The sequence below is a fragment of the Pseudomonas sp. QLc11A genome, from assembly GCF_052112305.1.
Classification (GTDB): Bacteria; Pseudomonadota; Gammaproteobacteria; order Pseudomonadales; family Pseudomonadaceae; genus Aquipseudomonas; species Aquipseudomonas laurylsulfatiphila.
The window spans coordinates 38,700-56,135 of sequence record NZ_JAVAJJ010000023.1; the positions used below are offsets into that span (position 1 = coordinate 38,700).

11 protein-coding genes are annotated in these 17,436 nt (G+C 61.6%); 7 read left to right on the forward strand and 4 right to left on the reverse strand.

What is annotated here, in order from left to right:
* Positions 1-46: 46 nt before the first annotated feature.
* Entirely contained in the window at positions 47-1,627 is a 1,581-nt protein-coding gene (locus tag Q8X48_RS26470) for an aldehyde dehydrogenase (NADP(+)) (protein ID WP_407802073.1), read from the forward strand.
* Between the two features lie 125 nt (positions 1,628-1,752).
* On the opposite strand, the gene Q8X48_RS26475 is transcribed toward Q8X48_RS26470, so the two are convergent.
* Entirely contained in the window at positions 1,753-2,760 is a 1,008-nt protein-coding gene (locus tag Q8X48_RS26475; protein WP_407802074.1) for an Ldh family oxidoreductase, read from the reverse strand.
* 535 nt (positions 2,761-3,295) lie between these two features.
* Here Q8X48_RS26475 and mexE point away from each other — a divergent pair.
* Genes mexE through Q8X48_RS26490 form a run of 3 tightly spaced genes read left to right on the forward strand, consistent with a single transcriptional unit; the run spans position 3,296 to position 9,162 of the window.
* Positions 3,296-4,549 carry a multidrug efflux RND transporter periplasmic adaptor subunit MexE gene (gene mexE, locus Q8X48_RS26480; RefSeq protein ID WP_407802075.1) on the forward strand — a complete coding sequence of 418 codons (1,254 nt, stop codon included), beginning with the start codon at positions 3,296-3,298 and terminating at the stop codon, positions 4,547-4,549.
* A gap of 12 nt (positions 4,550-4,561) precedes the next feature.
* The gene (locus Q8X48_RS26485; protein WP_095966731.1) at positions 4,562-7,741 is read left to right on the forward strand and encodes an efflux RND transporter permease subunit; all 3,180 of its coding nucleotides are present in this window, start codon (positions 4,562-4,564) and stop codon (positions 7,739-7,741) included.
* On the forward strand, positions 7,741-9,162 hold the full coding sequence (locus tag Q8X48_RS26490) for an efflux transporter outer membrane subunit (protein ID WP_102673809.1): 1,422 nt from the start codon (positions 7,741-7,743) through the stop codon (positions 9,160-9,162). Before Q8X48_RS26485 ends, Q8X48_RS26490 begins: the two co-directional genes overlap by 1 nt.
* A gap of 427 nt (positions 9,163-9,589) precedes the next feature.
* Here Q8X48_RS26490 and Q8X48_RS26495 read toward each other — a convergent pair whose 3' ends face one another.
* From Q8X48_RS26495 to Q8X48_RS26505, 3 genes are read right to left on the reverse strand one after another with little or no spacing between them, the layout of a single operon-like run.
* A complete protein-coding gene (locus Q8X48_RS26495; RefSeq protein ID WP_407802076.1) occupies positions 9,590-10,552 on the reverse strand; it encodes an HlyD family secretion protein in 963 nt (320 codons plus the stop codon).
* 4 nt (positions 10,553-10,556) lie between these two features.
* Positions 10,557-10,757, reverse strand: a complete 201-nt coding sequence (locus tag Q8X48_RS26500; RefSeq protein WP_015095039.1) for a DUF1656 domain-containing protein — start codon at positions 10,755-10,757, stop codon at positions 10,557-10,559.
* The gene (locus Q8X48_RS26505; RefSeq protein ID WP_407802077.1) at positions 10,747-12,882 is read right to left on the reverse strand and encodes an FUSC family protein; all 2,136 of its coding nucleotides are present in this window, start codon (positions 12,880-12,882) and stop codon (positions 10,747-10,749) included. Before Q8X48_RS26505 ends, Q8X48_RS26500 begins: the two co-directional genes overlap by 11 nt.
* Before the next feature lie 215 nt (positions 12,883-13,097).
* Here Q8X48_RS26505 and Q8X48_RS26510 point away from each other — a divergent pair, with 215 nt between their 5' ends.
* The 3 genes from Q8X48_RS26510 (at position 13,098) to Q8X48_RS26520 (ending at position 17,434) form a co-directional block, all read left to right on the forward strand.
* Complete coding sequence (locus Q8X48_RS26510) at positions 13,098-14,153, forward strand: tetratricopeptide repeat protein (RefSeq protein WP_407802078.1); 1,056 nt, start codon at positions 13,098-13,100, stop codon at positions 14,151-14,153.
* Between the two features lie 111 nt (positions 14,154-14,264).
* Positions 14,265-15,767: an ATPase domain-containing protein gene (locus tag Q8X48_RS26515; protein ID WP_407802079.1), complete on the forward strand. Its 1,503-nt coding sequence runs from the start codon at positions 14,265-14,267 to the stop codon at positions 15,765-15,767.
* Between the two features lie 71 nt (positions 15,768-15,838).
* Positions 15,839-17,434, forward strand: a complete 1,596-nt coding sequence (locus Q8X48_RS26520; protein ID WP_407802797.1) for a response regulator — start codon at positions 15,839-15,841, stop codon at positions 17,432-17,434.
* Positions 17,435-17,436 lie beyond the last annotated feature (2 nt).

The following is a 17,436-nucleotide window of genomic DNA, read 5'->3' on the forward strand; positions in this document are numbered from 1 at the left end:
CAAAGGTTTTGTGTTGCAAACCCATTTTTCGACAGGAGCTTTTTCGATGCCTGAGATCCTTGGCCACAACTACATCGGTGGCGCCCGCAGCGCAGCCGGCAACATCATCCTGAACAGCCATGACGCCAGCACCGGCGAAGCACTACCCTACTCTTTCGTGCAAGCCACCGCGCAAGAAGTCGACGCGGCCGCCCAGGCCGCTGCGGCCGCCTATCCCGCCTTTCGTAATTTACCGGCGACGCGCCGGGCGCAATTCCTTGAAGCCATCGCCGCGCAACTGGATGCCCTGGATGACGAGTTCGTGGCCCTGGTGACCCGCGAGACCGCCCTGCCCAGCGCCCGGATTCAGGGCGAGCGCGGCCGCACCAGCGGCCAGATGCGTCTGTTCGCTCAGGTCCTGCGTCGGGGCGATTTCTACAGCGCGCGCATCGACCGTGCCCTGCCGGAGCGTCAGCCGCTGCCACGGGTTGACCTGCGCCAGTACCGGATCGGCGTCGGCCCGGTGGCAGTGTTCGGCGCCAGCAATTTTCCGTTGGCCTTTTCGACTGCTGGCGGCGATACCGCAGCGGCCCTGGCCGCCGGTTGCCCGGTGGTGTTCAAGGCCCACAGCGGGCACATGGCAACCGCCGAATGCGTGGCCAATGCGATCCTGCGCGCCGCCGAGCAGACCGACATGCCCAAGGGTGTGTTCAACATGATCTACGGTGCTGGTGTCGGCGAAGCGCTGGTCAAGCACCCGGCGATTCAGGCCGTCGGTTTCACCGGCTCGCTCAAAGGTGGCCGTGCCCTTTGCGACATGGCCGCCGCACGGCAACAACCCATCCCGGTGTTCGCCGAGATGAGCAGCATCAATCCAGTGTTGGTATTGCCCGAAGCCTTGCGCGCGCGGGGCGAGAAAATCGCCGGTGAGCTGGTGGCATCGGTGGTCCAGGGTTGCGGGCAGTTCTGCACCAATCCGGGGTTGGTCATTGGTATTCGCACCCCTGAATGGACGGCGTTCACTGCGCGCCTAAGCAACCTGATGGCCGAACAACCGGCGCAAACCATGCTCAATGCTGGCACCCTCGGCAGCTATGAAAAAGGGGTGCGGGCCTTGCTCGAGCATCCGGGCGTGACGCATCTGGCGGGCCACGACCAGCAGGGCAATCAGGCGCGGCCGCAACTGTTCAAGGCCGACGTCAACCTGCTGCTCAATGGGGATCCGCTGCTACAGGAAGAAGTGTTCGGGCCGACCACCATTGTCGTTGAAGTGGCGGACAAGGTTGAGCTGCGGCAGGCGTTGAACAGCTTGCACGGGCAACTGACCGCGACATTGATTGGCGAAGCATCGGATCTTCAGACCCATGCGGACCTGCTGATACTGCTGGAACAAAAAGTCGGCCGGGTACTGTTCAACGGTTACCCCACCGGGGTCGAAGTCTGCGATGCCATGGTCCATGGCGGGCCTTACCCTGCAACCTCCGACGCCCGTGGCACATCGGTTGGCAGCCTGGCCATCGAGCGATTCCTGCGTCCGGTGTGCTACCAGAACTGCCCGGACGCCTTGCTACCCGACGCCTTGAAAAACGCCAACCCACTGGGGATTGCACGGCTGGTGGATGGCAGCAGCCAACGCGAGCCGGTTTAACAACACGACCTCCTGTGGGAGCGAGCTTGCTCGCGATAGCGGTGTGTCAGTCGACGAAAATGTTGAATCTGATGCCGTCATCGCGAGCAAGCTCGCTCCCACAGGAGTGGGCGCACCCATTCCATTCAAGCCAGCAGTGCTGTCAGGTCGTTGTACAGCGCCTCGGGAATTTGCACGCCTTCCACCAGGCTGCGTGCCCGCGCCGCGTATCGTCGCTGCGACGGTAAGCGTGCGCCCTGCCCTTCAATGCCCTGGAACAACGTTTCGGCCCGGGCCAAATGCTCTTCAGTGGCGTCCCCCAGAAAGCGCCGAGGGTCCAGGGCGATGATCAACTCGCCATGGTACGGCGACGACTTGCTGCCCCCGTCGTAGGCCAACGACTCGGCACTGGTCAGGTCACCGATCAGCGGCCCGGCAATCAACTCCACCATGGCCGCCAGCGCCGAACCCTTGTGCCCGCCGAACGTCAGCATCGCGCCGCTATCAAGCACCACGTTGGCGTCGGTGCTCGGCTGGCCTTGGGCGTCCACGCCCCAACCTTCGGGAATCGCCTTGCCGGCACGCCGGTGCAGTTCGATATCACCCCGGGCAATCGCGCTGGTGGCGAAGTCGAATACAAACGGATCTTGCCCCGCACGCGGCCATCCGAAGGCAATGGGATTGGTGCCGAACACCGGCAGTCGTCCTCCAGCCGGCGCCACCCAGGCGTGGCTCGGATTACACGCCAGTGCCACCAGACCGGCAGCCGTCAGCTGCTCGATCTCCACCCACAACGCCGAGAAATGGACACAGCGGTTGATTGCCAGCGCCGCAATGCCGTTGGCCCGGGATTTCTGCGCCAGCAACGGCAACCCCGCCTGAAACGCCAACTGCGAAAACCCACCGCCAGCATCCACCCGCACAATCGCCGGCGCCTGGTCGATCACCTGTGGCTCGGCATCGGCTGACACCTTGCCGGCCCGCAGGGAATTCACACACCCCAGAATCCGGTACAAACCGTGGGAGGCACAGCCATCACGTTCGCCAACAACCACCGTCGCCGCCACCGCTTGTGCATGGGCCAGATTAAAACCGTTGTGCAACAAGATCGATTCGGCCAACTCACGGGCTTCGATCAGGGTCAGTCGGATCATGGTCATCTCCTTGGACAGACCGGTCAGAGTGGTCTATCCGAGGCGTCATGGCTTGATGGGTTTGGGCATTGGCGATGACGAAATTGGCACAGCGCAGGCAGGTGGACCCCGTTAAACCAATGGCTGATGACGGGTCACAGTGGATGCTGCCACCGGCGGCGAAGTCCGGGGTGTTTTCGGGGGACCGGATAGCTTGGCCTGATCCTGATTGTGTTGAAGGCTGCTGGCCTCTTCGTCGGAACGCCGCCCGGAGCAAGCCCGCTCCCACAGGGGGGTTATGTACGCCACAGAACCAATGTGGGAGCGGGCTTGCTCGCGAAGGGGGCGACTCGGTCCCAAGCCTGATCTTTGCAGACGAGGCAACACAGAATTGTCATCAATCCAATTGATCGCCGATTAATCAAAGGCGCAATCTAGAGGGCTGGCTCGGGCCTTATATCATTCCGAATGATAGTTACCTTCGCCCCATTCGATTCGTGAGATACAAACCCGCCGCGCATCATTCGCCAATCTCAATACATTGGCGGATGCATCCATGGAACAGTCATTCAAACATTTGCGCTTCCCGTTGGCTTTGTTGGCCGTCGTGGTGATCAGCGCTTGCGGCAAGGCCCCGGAAACCGCCGCCACGATGCCAGCAGCCAAGGTCAGCGTGGCCAAGGTGCTGGAACAACCGGTCAACGAGTGGGACGAATTCACCGGGCGCCTGGAAGCGCCGGAAACGGTCGAGATTCGTCCACGGGTCTCCGGCCAGATCGATGAAGTGGCATTCACTGAAGGCGCCCTGGTCAAGAAAGGCGACCTGCTGTTCCAGATCGACCCGCGTCCGTTCCAGGCTGAGGTCCGCCGCCTCGAAGCCCTGGTTGCACAATCGCGCGCCAATGCCACCCGCAGCGAAAACGAAGCCCAGCGCGGTGAACGCCTGCGCATCAGCAACGCCATTTCCGCCGAGCTGGCCGATTCGCGCACCAGCGCCGCCCAGGAAGCACGCGCCGCCGTCGGTGCGCTTCAGGCACAGCTCGACCTGGCCAAGCTCAACCTGAGCTTCACCCGCGTCACCGCACCGATCAGCGGCCGTGTCAGCCGTGCGGAAATCACCGCCGGCAACCTGGTGACCGCCGACACCACGCCGTTGACCAGCGTGGTCTCCACCGACAAGGTCTATGCCTACTTCGACGCGGACGAGCGTGTGTTCCTCAAGTACACCGAGCTCGCTCGCCAGGGCAAACGCGGCGCCACCACCCCGGTGTATATGGGCCTGTCCAATGAAGACGGCAACCCGCACCAGGGCGTGATGAACTTCGTCGACAACCAGGTCAACCCCAAGACCGGCACCATCCGTGGTCGCGCCGTGTTCGACAACAGCGATGGCAGCTACACCCCGGGCCTGTATGCACGCCTGAAACTGGTGGGCAGCGGCACCTACAGCGCCATGCTGATCAACGATGAAGCGGTGGGTACCGACCTGGGCAAGAAGTTCGTGATCGTGATGGACGGCGACAACAAGACCGCCTACCGCGCGGTGGAACTGGGGCCGAAGATCGAAGGCTTGCGCATCGTGCGCAGCGGCCTGAACAAGGACGACACCATCATCGTCAAGGGCCTGCAACGGGTACGTCCCGGCTCACCGGTCACCCCTGAAGTGATTCCGATGGCCAGCGAACAAACCCTCGCGGCACTCGCACAACAACGCCAAGCGCTGGAAGCCAGCAACCTGCCCCAAGTCGCGCCTGCCAAGGTCGCGCCGGGCACGGCTGTGAAACTGGCTGCCACGACCCCACGCGGTTAAGGGATTTTTACGATGAATTTTTCCCAATTCTTCATTTCGCGGCCGATCTTCGCAGCGGTGCTTTCGCTGCTGATCCTGATCGCCGGTGCGATCTCGCTGTTCCAGTTGCCGATCAGCGAATACCCGGAAGTCGTGCCGCCGACCGTGGTGGTTCGCGCCAACTTCCCCGGTGCCAACCCGAAAGTCATCGGTGAAACCGTGGCCGCTCCCCTGGAGCAAGCCATCACCGGCGTCGAGAACATGCTGTACATGTCCTCGCAGTCGACCGCCGACGGCAAGATCACCCTGACCATCACCTTTGCCCTGGGTACCGACCTGGACAACGCTCAGGTGCAGGTGCAGAACCGCGTGACCCGGACCGAACCGAAACTTCCCGAGGAAGTGACGCGCATCGGTATCACCGTGGACAAGGCATCGCCCGACCTGACGATGGTGGTGCACCTGACCTCGCCGGACAAACGCTACGACATGCTCTACCTGTCCAACTACGCGATCCTCAACATCAAGGATGAGCTGGCGCGGCTGGGCGGTGTCGGTGACGTGCAACTGTTCGGCATGGGCGACTACTCGCTGCGTGTCTGGCTCGACCCGAACAAGACCGCTTCGCGCAACCTGACCGCCACTGACGTGGTCACCGCCATTCGTGAACAGAACCGCCAGGTGGCCGCCGGTGCGTTGGGTGCTCCCCCTGCCCCGAATGCCCAAAGCTTCCAGCTGTCGGTCAACACGCAGGGCCGCCTGGTCAGTGAGGAAGAGTTCGAGAACATCATCATTCGCTCTGGCGACAACGGTGAAATCACCCGTCTGAAGGACATCGCTCGCGTCGAGCTGGGTTCCAGCCAGTACGCCCTGCGTTCGCTGCTGAACAATCAGCCGGCAGTGGCGATCCCGATCTTCCAGCGCCCTGGTTCCAACGCCATCGAGATCTCCAACGAAGTCCGGGCAAAAATGGCCGAGCTGAAGAAGAGCTTCCCTGAAGGCATGGACTTCAGCATCGTCTATGACCCGACGATCTTCGTGCGCGGCTCCATCGAGGCGGTGGTTCACACCCTCTTCGAAGCACTGATCCTCGTGGTACTGGTGGTGATCCTGTTCCTGCAGACCTGGCGCGCCTCGATCATTCCGTTGGTGGCTGTGCCGGTTTCGCTGATCGGTACCTTTGCCGTGATGCACCTGTTCGGCTTCTCGCTTAACGCCCTGTCGCTGTTCGGCCTGGTACTGGCCATCGGTATCGTGGTGGACGACGCCATCGTGGTGGTGGAGAACGTCGAGCGGAACATCGAGCTCGGATTGACCCCGATTGAAGCCACCAAGCGCGCCATGCGTGAAGTGACCGGTCCCATCATTGCCACGGCGCTGGTGCTCTGTGCGGTGTTCGTTCCGGCGGCGTTCATCTCCGGCCTGACCGGGCAGTTCTACAAGCAGTTCGCCCTGACCATTGCGATTTCCACGGTGATCTCGGCCTTCAACTCCCTGACCCTGTCGCCGGCACTCGCTGCTGTATTGCTCAAGGGCCATGACGCACCGAAAGACCGCTTCTCCAGGGTGTTGGACAAGATGTTTGGCGGCTGGTTGTTCCGCCCGTTCAACCGTTTCTTTGAAAAGGCGAGCCATGGTTATGTCGGCACCGTTGCCCGTGTGATCCGTTCAAGCGGCATCGCCCTGCTGCTGTACGCCGGCCTGATGGTCCTGACCTTCTTCGGTTTCTCCAGCACCCCGACCGGTTTCGTACCTGGCCAGGACAAGCAATACCTGGTGGCCTTCGCCCAACTGCCGGACGCATCGAGCCTGGACCGCACCGAAGACGTGATCAAGCGCATGTCCGACCTGGCCCTGAAACAGCCTGGCGTGGAAAGCGCGGTGGCCTTCCCTGGCCTGTCGATCAACGGTTTCACCAACAGCCCGAACGCCGGCATCGTGTTCGTGACCCTCAAACCGTTTGACGAGCGTAAAGACCCGAGCATGTCCGCCGGTGCGATTGCCGGTGCCTTGAACGGCCAGTACGCGAACATCCAGGAAGCCTACATGGCGATCTTCCCGCCGCCGCCAGTACAAGGTCTGGGCACCATTGGTGGTTTCCGCCTGCAGATCGAAGACCGGGGCAACCTGGGTTACGACGAGCTGTACAAGGAAACCATGAACATCATCGCCAAGAGCCACAACGTGCCGGAACTGGCCGGCCTGTTCACCAGCTACACGGTGAACGTGCCGCAGGTCGATGCCGCCATCGACCGGGAAAAAGCCAAGACCCACGGCGTGGCCGTCAGCGACATCTTCGACACCCTGCAGATCTACCTGGGTTCGCTGTATGCCAACGACTTCAACCGTTTCGGGCGCACCTATCAGGTCAACGTTCAGGCCGAACAGCAGTTCCGCCTCGAATCCGACCAGATCGGCCAATTGAAAGTGCGTAACAACAAAGGCGAGATGATCCCGCTGGCGACCTTCATCAAGGTCAGCGACACCTCGGGCCCTGACCGCGTGATGCACTACAACGGCTTCATCACCGCTGAAATCAACGGTGCGGCAGCCCCCGGCTACAGCTCCGGTCAGGCCGAAAAAGCCATCGAGAAACTGCTCAAGGAAGAACTTCCGAACGGCATGACCTACGAATGGACCGACCTGACCTACCAGCAGATCCTGTCCGGCAACACCGCGTTGTTCGTGTTCCCGCTCTGTGTGCTGCTGGCGTTCCTGGTGCTGGCGGCCCAGTACGAAAGCTGGAGCCTGCCACTGGCGGTGATCCTGATCGTACCGATGACCCTGCTGTCGGCCATCACCGGTGTGATCGCCTCCGGCGGTGACAACAACATCTTCACCCAGATCGGCCTGATCGTACTGGTGGGCCTGGCCTGCAAGAACGCGATCCTGATCGTCGAGTTCGCCAAGGACAAACAGCTGGAGGGCCTCAACCCGCTGGCCGCGGTACTGGAAGCTTGCCGTCTGCGTCTGCGGCCGATCCTGATGACCTCCTTCGCGTTCATCATGGGGGTTGTGCCGTTGGTGTTCTCCAGCGGTGCCGGTGCCGAAATGCGTCACGCCATGGGTGTGGCAGTGTTCTCCGGGATGCTCGGGGTGACCTTCTTCGGTCTGTTGCTGACGCCAGTGTTCTACGTATTGATTCGTAACTTTGTCGAGCGTGGCCAGGCGCGCAAAGCCGCCAAGGTCGCCCTGAAGCTGGAGTCGCACTGATGAGTTTGAAAGCCTTCCTGCCGAGCCTGCTGGTCCTGGCCTTGAGTGCCTGTGCCGTGGGTCCGGATTACCAGACGCCCAACACCGAGGCGGCCAACATCACGGCCGCCACCGATGGCGCCGCCGGCCAGAAGAACTTTGACCGTTCGCGTTTCGAAGGCATCTGGTGGCAGCAGTTCGAAGACCCGACCCTCAACCAGTTGGTGACGCAATCGCTCAAGGGCAACCGTGATTTGCGCGTCGCTTTTGCCCGCTGGAAAGCCGCACGGGCCATCCGCGATGACATCAGCAACGACAACTTGCCGGTCGTCACCAGCCGTGTCAGCAGTGACCTGGGCAAGGGCCAGATTCCCGGCCAGACCACCGACCGGGTCAACAGCGAACGCTACGACCTGGGCCTGGACATGGCCTGGGAGATCGACCTGTTTGGCCGTATCCAGCGCAACCTGGAATCAGCGAATGCCGAGCAACAATCGCTTGAAGCCGATCTGTACCAGTTGCAGGTGAGCATGATTGCCGAACTGGTGGATGCCTACGGTCAACTGCGTGGTGCGCAACTGCGGGAAAAGATCGCCCTGGCCAACCTGGAGAACCAGCAGGAATCGCGCAAGATCACCATCAACCTGCGTGATGCCGGCGTCGGCGATCAACTCGATGTGGAACGTGCCGATGCGCGACTGGCGTCGGTCGAAGCCAGCGTGCCGCAATTGCAGGCCGAACAGGTTCGGGAGAAGAACCGTATCGCCACGCTGCTGGGCGAGCGTCCGGACAAGCTGACCGTGGACCTGAGCCCGAAAGACTTGCCGGCGATTGCCAAAGCCTTGCCGATCGGTGATCCGGGTGAACTGCTGCAACGCCGGCCGGACATTCGCAGTGCCGAGCGCCAATTGGCGTCGGCCACGGCGCGGATCGGCGTGGCCAAGGCCGACCTGTTCCCGCAAGTCAGCCTCAGCGGCTTCCTTGGTTTCACCGCCGGGCGCGGTTCGCAAATCGGTTCCTCGGCGGCCAACGCCTGGGCGCTGGGCCCGAGCATCACCTGGGCGGCGTTCGACCTGGGCAGCGTGCGCGCCCGTTTGCGCGCCGCCGACGCCGATGCCGAAGGCGCCCTGGCAACGTACGAGCAGCAAGTGTTGCTGGCCCTGGAAGAATCGGAAAACGCCTTCAGCGACTATGGAAAGCGCCAGCAGCGCCTGATCTCGCTGATTCGCCAGAGTGAGTCCAGCCGTTCGGCTGCCGATCTCGCCGAGATTCGCTACCGCGAAGGCACCGCCGATTTCCTCGTGCTGCTGGACGCCCAGCGTGAACGCCTGGCGGCCGAAGACACCCAGGCCCAGGCCGAAGTCGATCTGTATCGCGGCATCGTCGCCATCTACAAGGCCCTCGGGGGCGGCTGGCAGCCTGAGACGGTCGCCAGCAATTAACCCGATGGTTTAAAGCGCTCCTTTGGTTGGCCGCAACCAACCAATTCCTTTGCCCTGCGTCTCATTCGGTCGCGGGGTTTTTTTTGGGTTCTTCACGCATTTCCGGGGAACTGTAGGAGCCAGCCTGCTGGCGATGGACACAAGTGCGCCGCGTTTATCCAGTTCACACGCGTAATCGTTGACGACCATCGCTGCGATGCGGCGACCCGACAAGCCAGCTCCCACAGGGGACCGCGTCCGAGTCAAAACCAGCGAAAGCCCAAAAAAAGGTTCTTCACGGAACCTTTTTTACCTTTCCAGGGCAATGCATATCCCTTGTGGGAGCGAGCTTGCTCGCGATGGACTCAAGAGCGCGGCGTTTAGTCAGTAAGCACGCGGTATCGTTAACGACCATCGCGAGCAAGCTCGCTCCTACAGTGGGTGGTTATTATTGGTCTTTGGATTTTTGGTTTTCCTGGACGGTCACGGTGGCCGTGGTCCCCGCCCTGAGTTTGTCTTTACCGGCATAGTCGGCATCGATCTCGATCCGCACCGGCACCCGCTGCGCCAGTTTGACCCAGGTGTAACTGGGGTTGATGTTGGCCAACAGGCGACCGCCCGGCAGGTTTTCCCGGTCGGCAATGGCAAAGGCAATGCTCTGTACTTTGCCGCCGAAGGTTTCGCCACTCATCAACTCGATCCTGACCCGGTCGCCCTCGCCGATCCGTGGCAACTTGGTCTCTTCAAAGTAACCGCTGACATAGAACGAATCGCTGTCCACCAGCGCCAGCAATGGCCCCCCGGCGGAAGCATAGTCGCCTTCCCGGGTCAGCAGATTGGTGACAAAGCCGGTCACCGGGGAGACAACGTGGGTACGCTGCAGATCGAGCTCCGATTGGGTCAAGGCCGCGATGGCCAGTTGCACGTTGGCCTGGGCCAGCACCAGATTGGCCTGATTTCGCAGTAGATCAGCCTGGGCCACCGACACATCGGTGTTGGCCTTTTCCCACTCTTCGCCGGAAATCGCCGAACGATCCTTGAGCGTGCGCCGCCGTTGCTCCTCGCTCTGACGCTGCTTGAGCAAGGCCTCGCTGGCGGTAATGGACGCCTGGGCCTGCCCGAGCGAGGCTTTCGACACCTCGACGGCACGCTTGGCATGCTCCACCGCCAAGGTGTAACGCGCCGGATCGATCTCCAGCAGCGCCTGGCCCTTGTTCACATGCTGGTTGTCCTGCACGGCCAGGCTGACGATTCGCCCCGAAACATCGGCGGACAGGGTCACCACATCGGCACGCACCCGGGCATCCCGGGTCCAGGGGGCACGGGTGTAATGCTCCCAGGCGAACCAGCCCAGGACCAAGGCCAGCAGTACCACCGCCAGCGTCGTGAGTCGGGGAAGGATGTTCTTCAAGGCATCAGACTCCCATCACCAGTATCAACGTGGCGCAGACGCAGACGTACAACGCGCCTTCGAACAAGGCCTCATGCCAGACGAACTGCAGCACACCGAGGCGGCGCAGCACCCAGTCCAGCAAAAGGAAAATCGGCAAGCCCAGCAGCAACGCCTGGGCAATCGGGGGCAGATAGGCGCCACCCACTTCCAGATCAATGGGCAAGGACAGGGTCTCCTTCAATGCCGGAGGGTTGAAAGTAGCCGCGATAACGCTCGACGAACGACACCACGATCAACAGCGCCACGCGCATACGGAACACTGACCACAGGCGCTCATGGACATCGGTATGCAGGGCATCCAGTTCGTCGCCCAGGGCGTGCAGGCTATCGAGTACCCGGGTCACTTCGACCCCGGGCCGGCCGGCGACCAGCCTGCCCGTTTCCCGGACGGTGGAAAACAGGCGACTTTGCAGATCCGGACTCAACAATGCGTTGTTCTGCCCCTGCTGTCTGAGCTGATTCAAGGCAATCCCCAGCGCCATGCAGGCCAGGCTGACTTGAAACCGCTCATGAGATTTGGCCTCCTGCGTTGCCGGCAGCAGCCCCAGCATCATGGTCAGGCGATCAACCATGCGGCTCTCGAAAGCAAACTGCTGTTCATCGGTCGGCGCGGTTTTCAGCAAGGCGTATACCTGCTCGCCGTTCTCTTTATAGAGCCGCCCCATGCGCAAATCCGGTCTGAACGGAAAGATCAGCGCATAGACGCTCAACGCCAGCACGGTCGCGCAAGTATAGGCCCCGGCAAATTCGAACCACTGGATGGCGGTGTTTTGACCGATCCCCACGTTCAACGGACCGAGCAGCAGAAAAGTCGTGAGCCCCAGACCAATGCCGGTGCCTGTCGTGGCCGGACTGGCCAGCCCCACCGCAACGGCATAGAGCAAGGGCGCCAACAGCAAGGCAAGCATCTCGAAATTGCTGACCATCGGCACGAACAGAAACTGCAGGAGCGCCGAGGCCAGCAGTGCCAGCCCGAATCCCCTCGCGTAGCTTTGCACGGCCAGCAGCGGTCTTGGAAAGGTCGACATCAGCGAGCAAAGGATGCCCACCAGCACCATCCCGGCTCGCGCACCGTCCCAGCCGGTTTCAATCCAGATCAGGCCGCAAATCAACAGCGCGGAAAAAGCCCGGATGGCATTCATGGTCGCCAGGGTGAAGTCCAGATGCAGCGGATTTTCCCGCCCGCGAAACACGCTGCTGGCCGGTCGCCCGCTCTGGATGGCGTCACTCAATTCCAGAATCTGCTCCAGCTGCTGCAGCAGGCGAGCCTGCTCCCAGCGCAGCGACCAGGCCAGCGAGCGCAAGGTGGCCGGCAACGGCTCGGTCAATTGTTCGGCCCTGTAGGCCAGCTCATCAAAGCGTTGTTGCAACGACGTGAAGTGATGGCGCTTGTCACTGGAAAGCGAACGCCCTTCCCGCGCCAGCTCATCGAGAAACGCCAGTTCTTCGGCCCGCAAACGTTGAATTTCCTCGGGCAACTCGCCCTCCCAACGCTCGGTCAACAGCAGCCGCTGGTGGCGCAGGGCTGTCAGCCGCGCGGTCAACAACACCAGTTGGTTGCCCAGTAGTTGCACCAGGCCGTTGGCACTGCGCAACCGCGGCGCATCGAAGTACATGTGCCGGCGCACGCCCTCTAGACCGCTGATCTGGCCCAACAGCTGCATTTGTCGCTGCTGGAAATCGGCTTCGCTCTCTTCGGTGCGGATGACGGCGCTGGCATGGGTGGCCAGCAACCGGGTGATCTGGTCGATCCTGGCGAAGTAGTCACGGGCCACGGCTTCAGGCCTGGCGGTCAGCAGGCTGACCAGACACACGCAGGCCACCGCCAGCAAGGTCTCGGTGACGCGGGTCACCGCCAGCAGAAACATGCCGTCCTGATCCGGTACCGCCAGCAAGGCCACCACCACGGCGGTGTATCCACTGAGGACAAACGCCTGGGAACTGGTATAGCGCAACAAGGTGCCACCGGCGGTGCACAACGCCAGCCACAATGCCAGGGTGGTGATGAACGGCAGCGGAGCCTGGGGAAAGATCGCCATGATCAACACCGCCACGGCCGCGCCCAACGTGGTGCCGATCACCTGGCCAAAACTGCGGGCCAGCACCATGCCGCCCAGTGGCTGGCTGATGATGACCACAGCCATGATCGACCACTTGGGTTGGTCCAGATCGAACAAAAACGCCAGGTACAGGGTCAACAAACCGGCCGCGATGGTTCGCAAGGCAAACAGCAACACCCCGGGGCCGGGGTTGAGCATCGCTTTGAAGTATTGCAGTAGCGCTTGCATGGGAACACCCGTCGACACACTTCCAGCAAGCGTAGTCACTGTGGCGGTGCCTCGAGTGGTTTTGCTGGCGACGCAGCTTGCAGGCCCATTGATTGCCAGCGAGAGGGCTTTTCCGCGGTTTGAATCGTCAGTGTGTGTCGTCAAGGTTTGACTCAAGGCCTGGCCTGACCGAAGCTGGCGCCTTTGCAAAAGTTCACCAGCTTCCGGATTCCTGAATGCCCCAGTCCCGCCGCTATCTGTTTATCAGCCTCTTCGCCCTGCTCGTCATCGGTCTTGCATGGTTTTCCCTGCGCGATACCACCCCGGTGGTTCCCGAAGCCATCAAGCACGGTTATAGCGAAGCGCTGGCAGCGGCCCGGGGTGGTCAACCCGGTGCCGCGCGGGTGCTCTATCAGCAGTTGAAGCGTCCGGACCTGTCCCCCAAGCGCCGTGTCTGGCTACATGCCGAGCTGCCCAATTATCCAAGCTCGGTGGCCCTGAAGCTGGCGGATGCCGACTTGCAGAACGAGTCGCCCGAAGTGCGTATCGCCGCGATCAGGAGCGTCAGCGCCCTGGTACCGAACGGCCAGCGCAGTCTTTTGCTGGGGCCATTGCTCGATGACAACGATCAAAGCGTGCGGCTGGCGGCAATCAATGCGCTGCTGGGGTTGTCCCCGGATGAACTCGGCTTGTATTTCGGGCCGCTGGAGCACGCCGTCGATGCTTGGGAGCTCGTGCTCAAGAGCGAGCCGCAAAGCGCCGAAAACCAATATCAGCTGGCCCGGCTGCACCTGCACAACGCCGAACTCAAGCAAGCGCAACAGGCGCTGGACAATACCCTGCGCCTGGCGCCGGACAACCTGCCGGCGCTGGTGCTGCAAATCGAAGTGCTGGACAAACAGGGCCAGAACGACGCCGCCCGGCAACTATTGGCCAGGCAACTGCAGGCACAGCCCAACTCGGCGTATCTGCAACACGCCTTGGGGCTCTGGCTACTGCATCACGACCAAAGCGAATTCGCCCTGCTCGGCCTGTCCAAGGCCGTTGAGCTTGAACCCGATAACCGCGATTACCGCTACGACCTGGCGACCACGTTGCGCGGTGAGCAGGAACTCGAAGCGGCGCAGATACAGTTGCAGGAAATCGTTCAGCGCCATCCGAACGATCGCAAGGCACGGGTGCTGCTGATCAACTACTGGAAGGAAAGCGGGCAGCTGCAAAACGTGCAGATCCTGACGGCACAGCTCGAACAGATGAACCCTGATGATCCGTCGTTGCAGCAGGGGCTCTGAATACAAAAAAGGTTGAACGCTCGTCCGGGCCAGGGGTCAAGTGAAAAGGCAGCCCGTTGCGGCTCTTGCAAGTGGCTGCCTCATTGTTCCTGGCCACAAGAGGACTCTTATTTGTCTCTAATCAACGAATTGAACCGTACCAAAGCCGCCACCGGTATCGAGGGCCTGGACGATATCCTCGATGGAGGATTGTCCCGCGGTCATGTGTTTCTACTCGAAGGCGAGCCGGGAACCGGCAAGACCACGGTGGCGCTGCACTTCCTGTTGGCTGGCGCGCAAGCCGGCGAGCGCTCCTTGTACATCACGCTGTCTGAAACCGAACGCGAGCTGCGCCAGGGCGCCTTGTCCCATGGTTGGGAGATGGACGACAACGTCCACATCTTCGAGCTGACGCCTCCGGAAAACCTGCTCAATGCCGAACAGCAGCAGACGCTGCTGTATTCCTCCGACCTTGAACTGGGCGAGGCCACCCGCCAGATTTTCGAAGTGGTCGAACGGGTCAAACCGACTCGCGTAGTCCTGGACAGCCTTTCCGAAATTCGCCTGCTGGCACAAAGCTCGCTGCGTTATCGTCGGCAGATTCTGGCCATCAAACATTATTTCGTGCGTTATGACGCCACGGTCTTGCTGCTCGACGACCTGACCACCGAGTCACTGGACAAGACCGTGCACAGCGTCGCCCACGGCGTGATTCGCCTGGAAGAGTTGACACCCAATTACGGTGCCGAGCGACGGCGCGTGCGCGTGGTGAAGTACCGCGGCCAGAAATACCGGGGCGGCTTTCATGACTTCACCATCGCCAGCGACGGCGTGCATGTATTTCCGCGTCTGGTGGCTGCCGAACATCGCGGTCAGTACCTGCGCCAGCAATTGACCAGTGGCATCCGGGAAATGGATGCGCTGCTGGGCGGCGGTATCGAAACCGGTTCCAGCACCTTGATTCTCGGTCCGGCCGGGACCGGCAAATCACTGATCTCCATGGTGTTCGCCGCCGCGGCGGTGGCCCGGGGTGAAAAAGCCGCGCTGTTCATCTTCGATGAAGAGCTGGGGTTGCTGTTCGAGCGCATGAAGAACATCGGCATCGATTTGCAGGCCCTGCAAGACAGCGGCAATTTGCTGGTCGAACAGGTGGACGCCGCCGAGCTGTCTCCCGGAGAGTTTTCCCACCGGGTTCGGCGCTGTGTCGACGAAGGCAATATCAAGACCGTGGTGATCGACAGCATCAATGGCTATCAGGCGGCAATGCCGGAAGAGAACGCCCTGGTGCTGCACATGCACGAGTTGTTGCTGTACCTCAATCGAAAAGGCGCCGCGACCTTCATGACAGTTGCCCAGCATGGCCTGGTCGGCGACATGCAGGCCCCGGTCGACATCACCTACCTGGCCGATACGGTGATCCTGCTGCGTTATTTCGAAGCCCTGGGCAAGGTACGCCGGGCCATTTCGATCATCAAGAAACGCACCGGCAGCCATGAATCGACCATCCGTGAATACCGCATCAGCGCCCAGGGCATGACCATCGGTGAACCGCTGGAAGCCTTCCAGGGCGTACTGCGCGGAGTGCCCACCTATCTCGGGGCCAGCAACCCCTTGCTTGCGGAAGATATCCGGTGAATGCGGTGCTGGCGACACCCGAGCGCACCATCATCCTTGCGCCGCGAGGGCGTGACAGCCAGATTGCCTTGATGATGCTCAACGAAGCCGGGTTTCACGGGGTAATCAGCCAGGACCTGGCCGGACTGTGCGCCGAGTTGGAGCTCGGTGCCGGCCTGCTGCTGATTTCCAGTGAAGCGCTGCTGGGCAGTGATCTTGAACCGTTGATCCGGCTGATTGAACAGCAGCCCGCGTGGTCGGACCTGCCGATCGTGTTGATGACGCACCATGGCGGCCCGCAACAGAATCCGGCATCCCGTTTCGGCCCGCAATTGGGCAATGTCACCTTCCTCGAACGGCCCTTTCACCCGATCACACTGATCAGTCTGGTTACCACTGCCTTGCGCGGACGGCGACGACAGTACGAGGCCAGGGATCGGCTGATCGACCTGAGCCAGAGTGAATTGCGCCTGCAAAACACCCTCGAAACCCTTGAGCAGCAGGTGGAAGAGCGCACCGCGCAATTGCGTCACAACGAAGAGGCGCTGCGCCAGTCGCAGAAAATGGAAGCCGTCGGCCAGCTCACCGGCGGCATCGCCCATGACTTCAACAACATGCTGACCGGCATCATCGGCAGCCTGGAATTGTTGCGTCGACGCCTGGCCCGAGGCCGTACCGAAGATCTGGACAGCCTGATCGACCTGGGGGTGACTTCGGCCAACCGCGCGGCGGCCCTGACTCACCGCCTGCTGGCCTTTTCCCGCCGCCAGTCGCTGGATTCCAAACCCGTTGAGATGAATGCCCTGGTGATCTCCATGGATGAGCTGCTGCAACGCAGCATCAACGAAAGCATTCGCCTGGACATGCAACTGGACCAGCAACTCTGGGTAGCCGAAGCCGACCCCAATCAACTGGAAAGCGCCCTGCTCAACCTGGTGATCAACGCCCGCGATGCCATGCCCAATGGCGGCAGGCTGGTGGTCTCGACCTCGAACCGGCACCTTGACGAGGACTATGCTCAGTCCCAGAGCAATCTCGATGCGGGTGATTACGTCGTGCTCAGCGTGACCGACACCGGTTGCGGCATGGCGCAAAGCATCGTCAACCGCGCCTTTGACCCGTTCTTCACCACCAAGCCCATCGGCCAGGGCACCGGGCTGGGTTTATCCATGATCTATGGCTTCAGCAAGCAGTCAGGCGGTCATGTCGTCATCCACAGCGTCGTGGGCGAAGGCACCACGGTGAGTCTGTTTCTGCCACGCTTTGGGGGTGACCTGCCTCAGGAGCATCCGGCCAATGTCGAACACTCGCCCTTCGCCAACCATGGCGAGACCGTATTGATCGTCGAGGACGATCCGGCGGTGCGGGTGCTGGTCAGCACGGTGTTGAGCGATCTGGGTTATGCCTTCGTCGAAGCCTGTGATGGCGATAGCGCGGTGCCGATACTCGATTCGGCCCAGCGCATCGACCTGCTGATCAGCGATGTCGGCCTGCCCGGCATGAATGGCCGGCAACTGGCGGAAATCGGCCGGCAGCTACGGCCCGATCTCAGGGTGCTGTTCATCACCGGCTACGCCGAGCACGCCGCAGTGCGCGGCGGGTTCCTCGATCCGGGCATGCAGATGATCACCAAGCCGTTCACCTTTGATCTGTTGACAGCGAAGGTACGGGAAATGATCAGCGCCTGAAT

Coding starts and splice junctions, on each gene's coding strand:
- Q8X48_RS26505 (WP_407802077.1), bottom strand. CDS start 12,882: ATGCAAGCGCTACTGCAATACTTCAAAGCGATGCTCAACCCCGGCCCC.
- Q8X48_RS26485 (WP_095966731.1), top strand. CDS start 4,562: ATGAATTTTTCCCAATTCTTCATTTCGCGGCCGATCTTCGCAGCGGTG.
- Q8X48_RS26520 (WP_407802797.1), top strand. CDS start 15,839: ATGATGCTCAACGAAGCCGGGTTTCACGGGGTAATCAGCCAGGACCTG.
- Q8X48_RS26510 (WP_407802078.1), top strand. CDS start 13,098: ATGCCCCAGTCCCGCCGCTATCTGTTTATCAGCCTCTTCGCCCTGCTC.
- mexE (WP_407802075.1), top strand. CDS start 3,296: ATGGAACAGTCATTCAAACATTTGCGCTTCCCGTTGGCTTTGTTGGCC.
- Q8X48_RS26490 (WP_102673809.1), top strand. CDS start 7,741: ATGAGTTTGAAAGCCTTCCTGCCGAGCCTGCTGGTCCTGGCCTTGAGT.
- Q8X48_RS26470 (WP_407802073.1), top strand. CDS start 47: ATGCCTGAGATCCTTGGCCACAACTACATCGGTGGCGCCCGCAGCGCA.
- Q8X48_RS26475 (WP_407802074.1), bottom strand. CDS start 2,760: ATGATCCGACTGACCCTGATCGAAGCCCGTGAGTTGGCCGAATCGATC.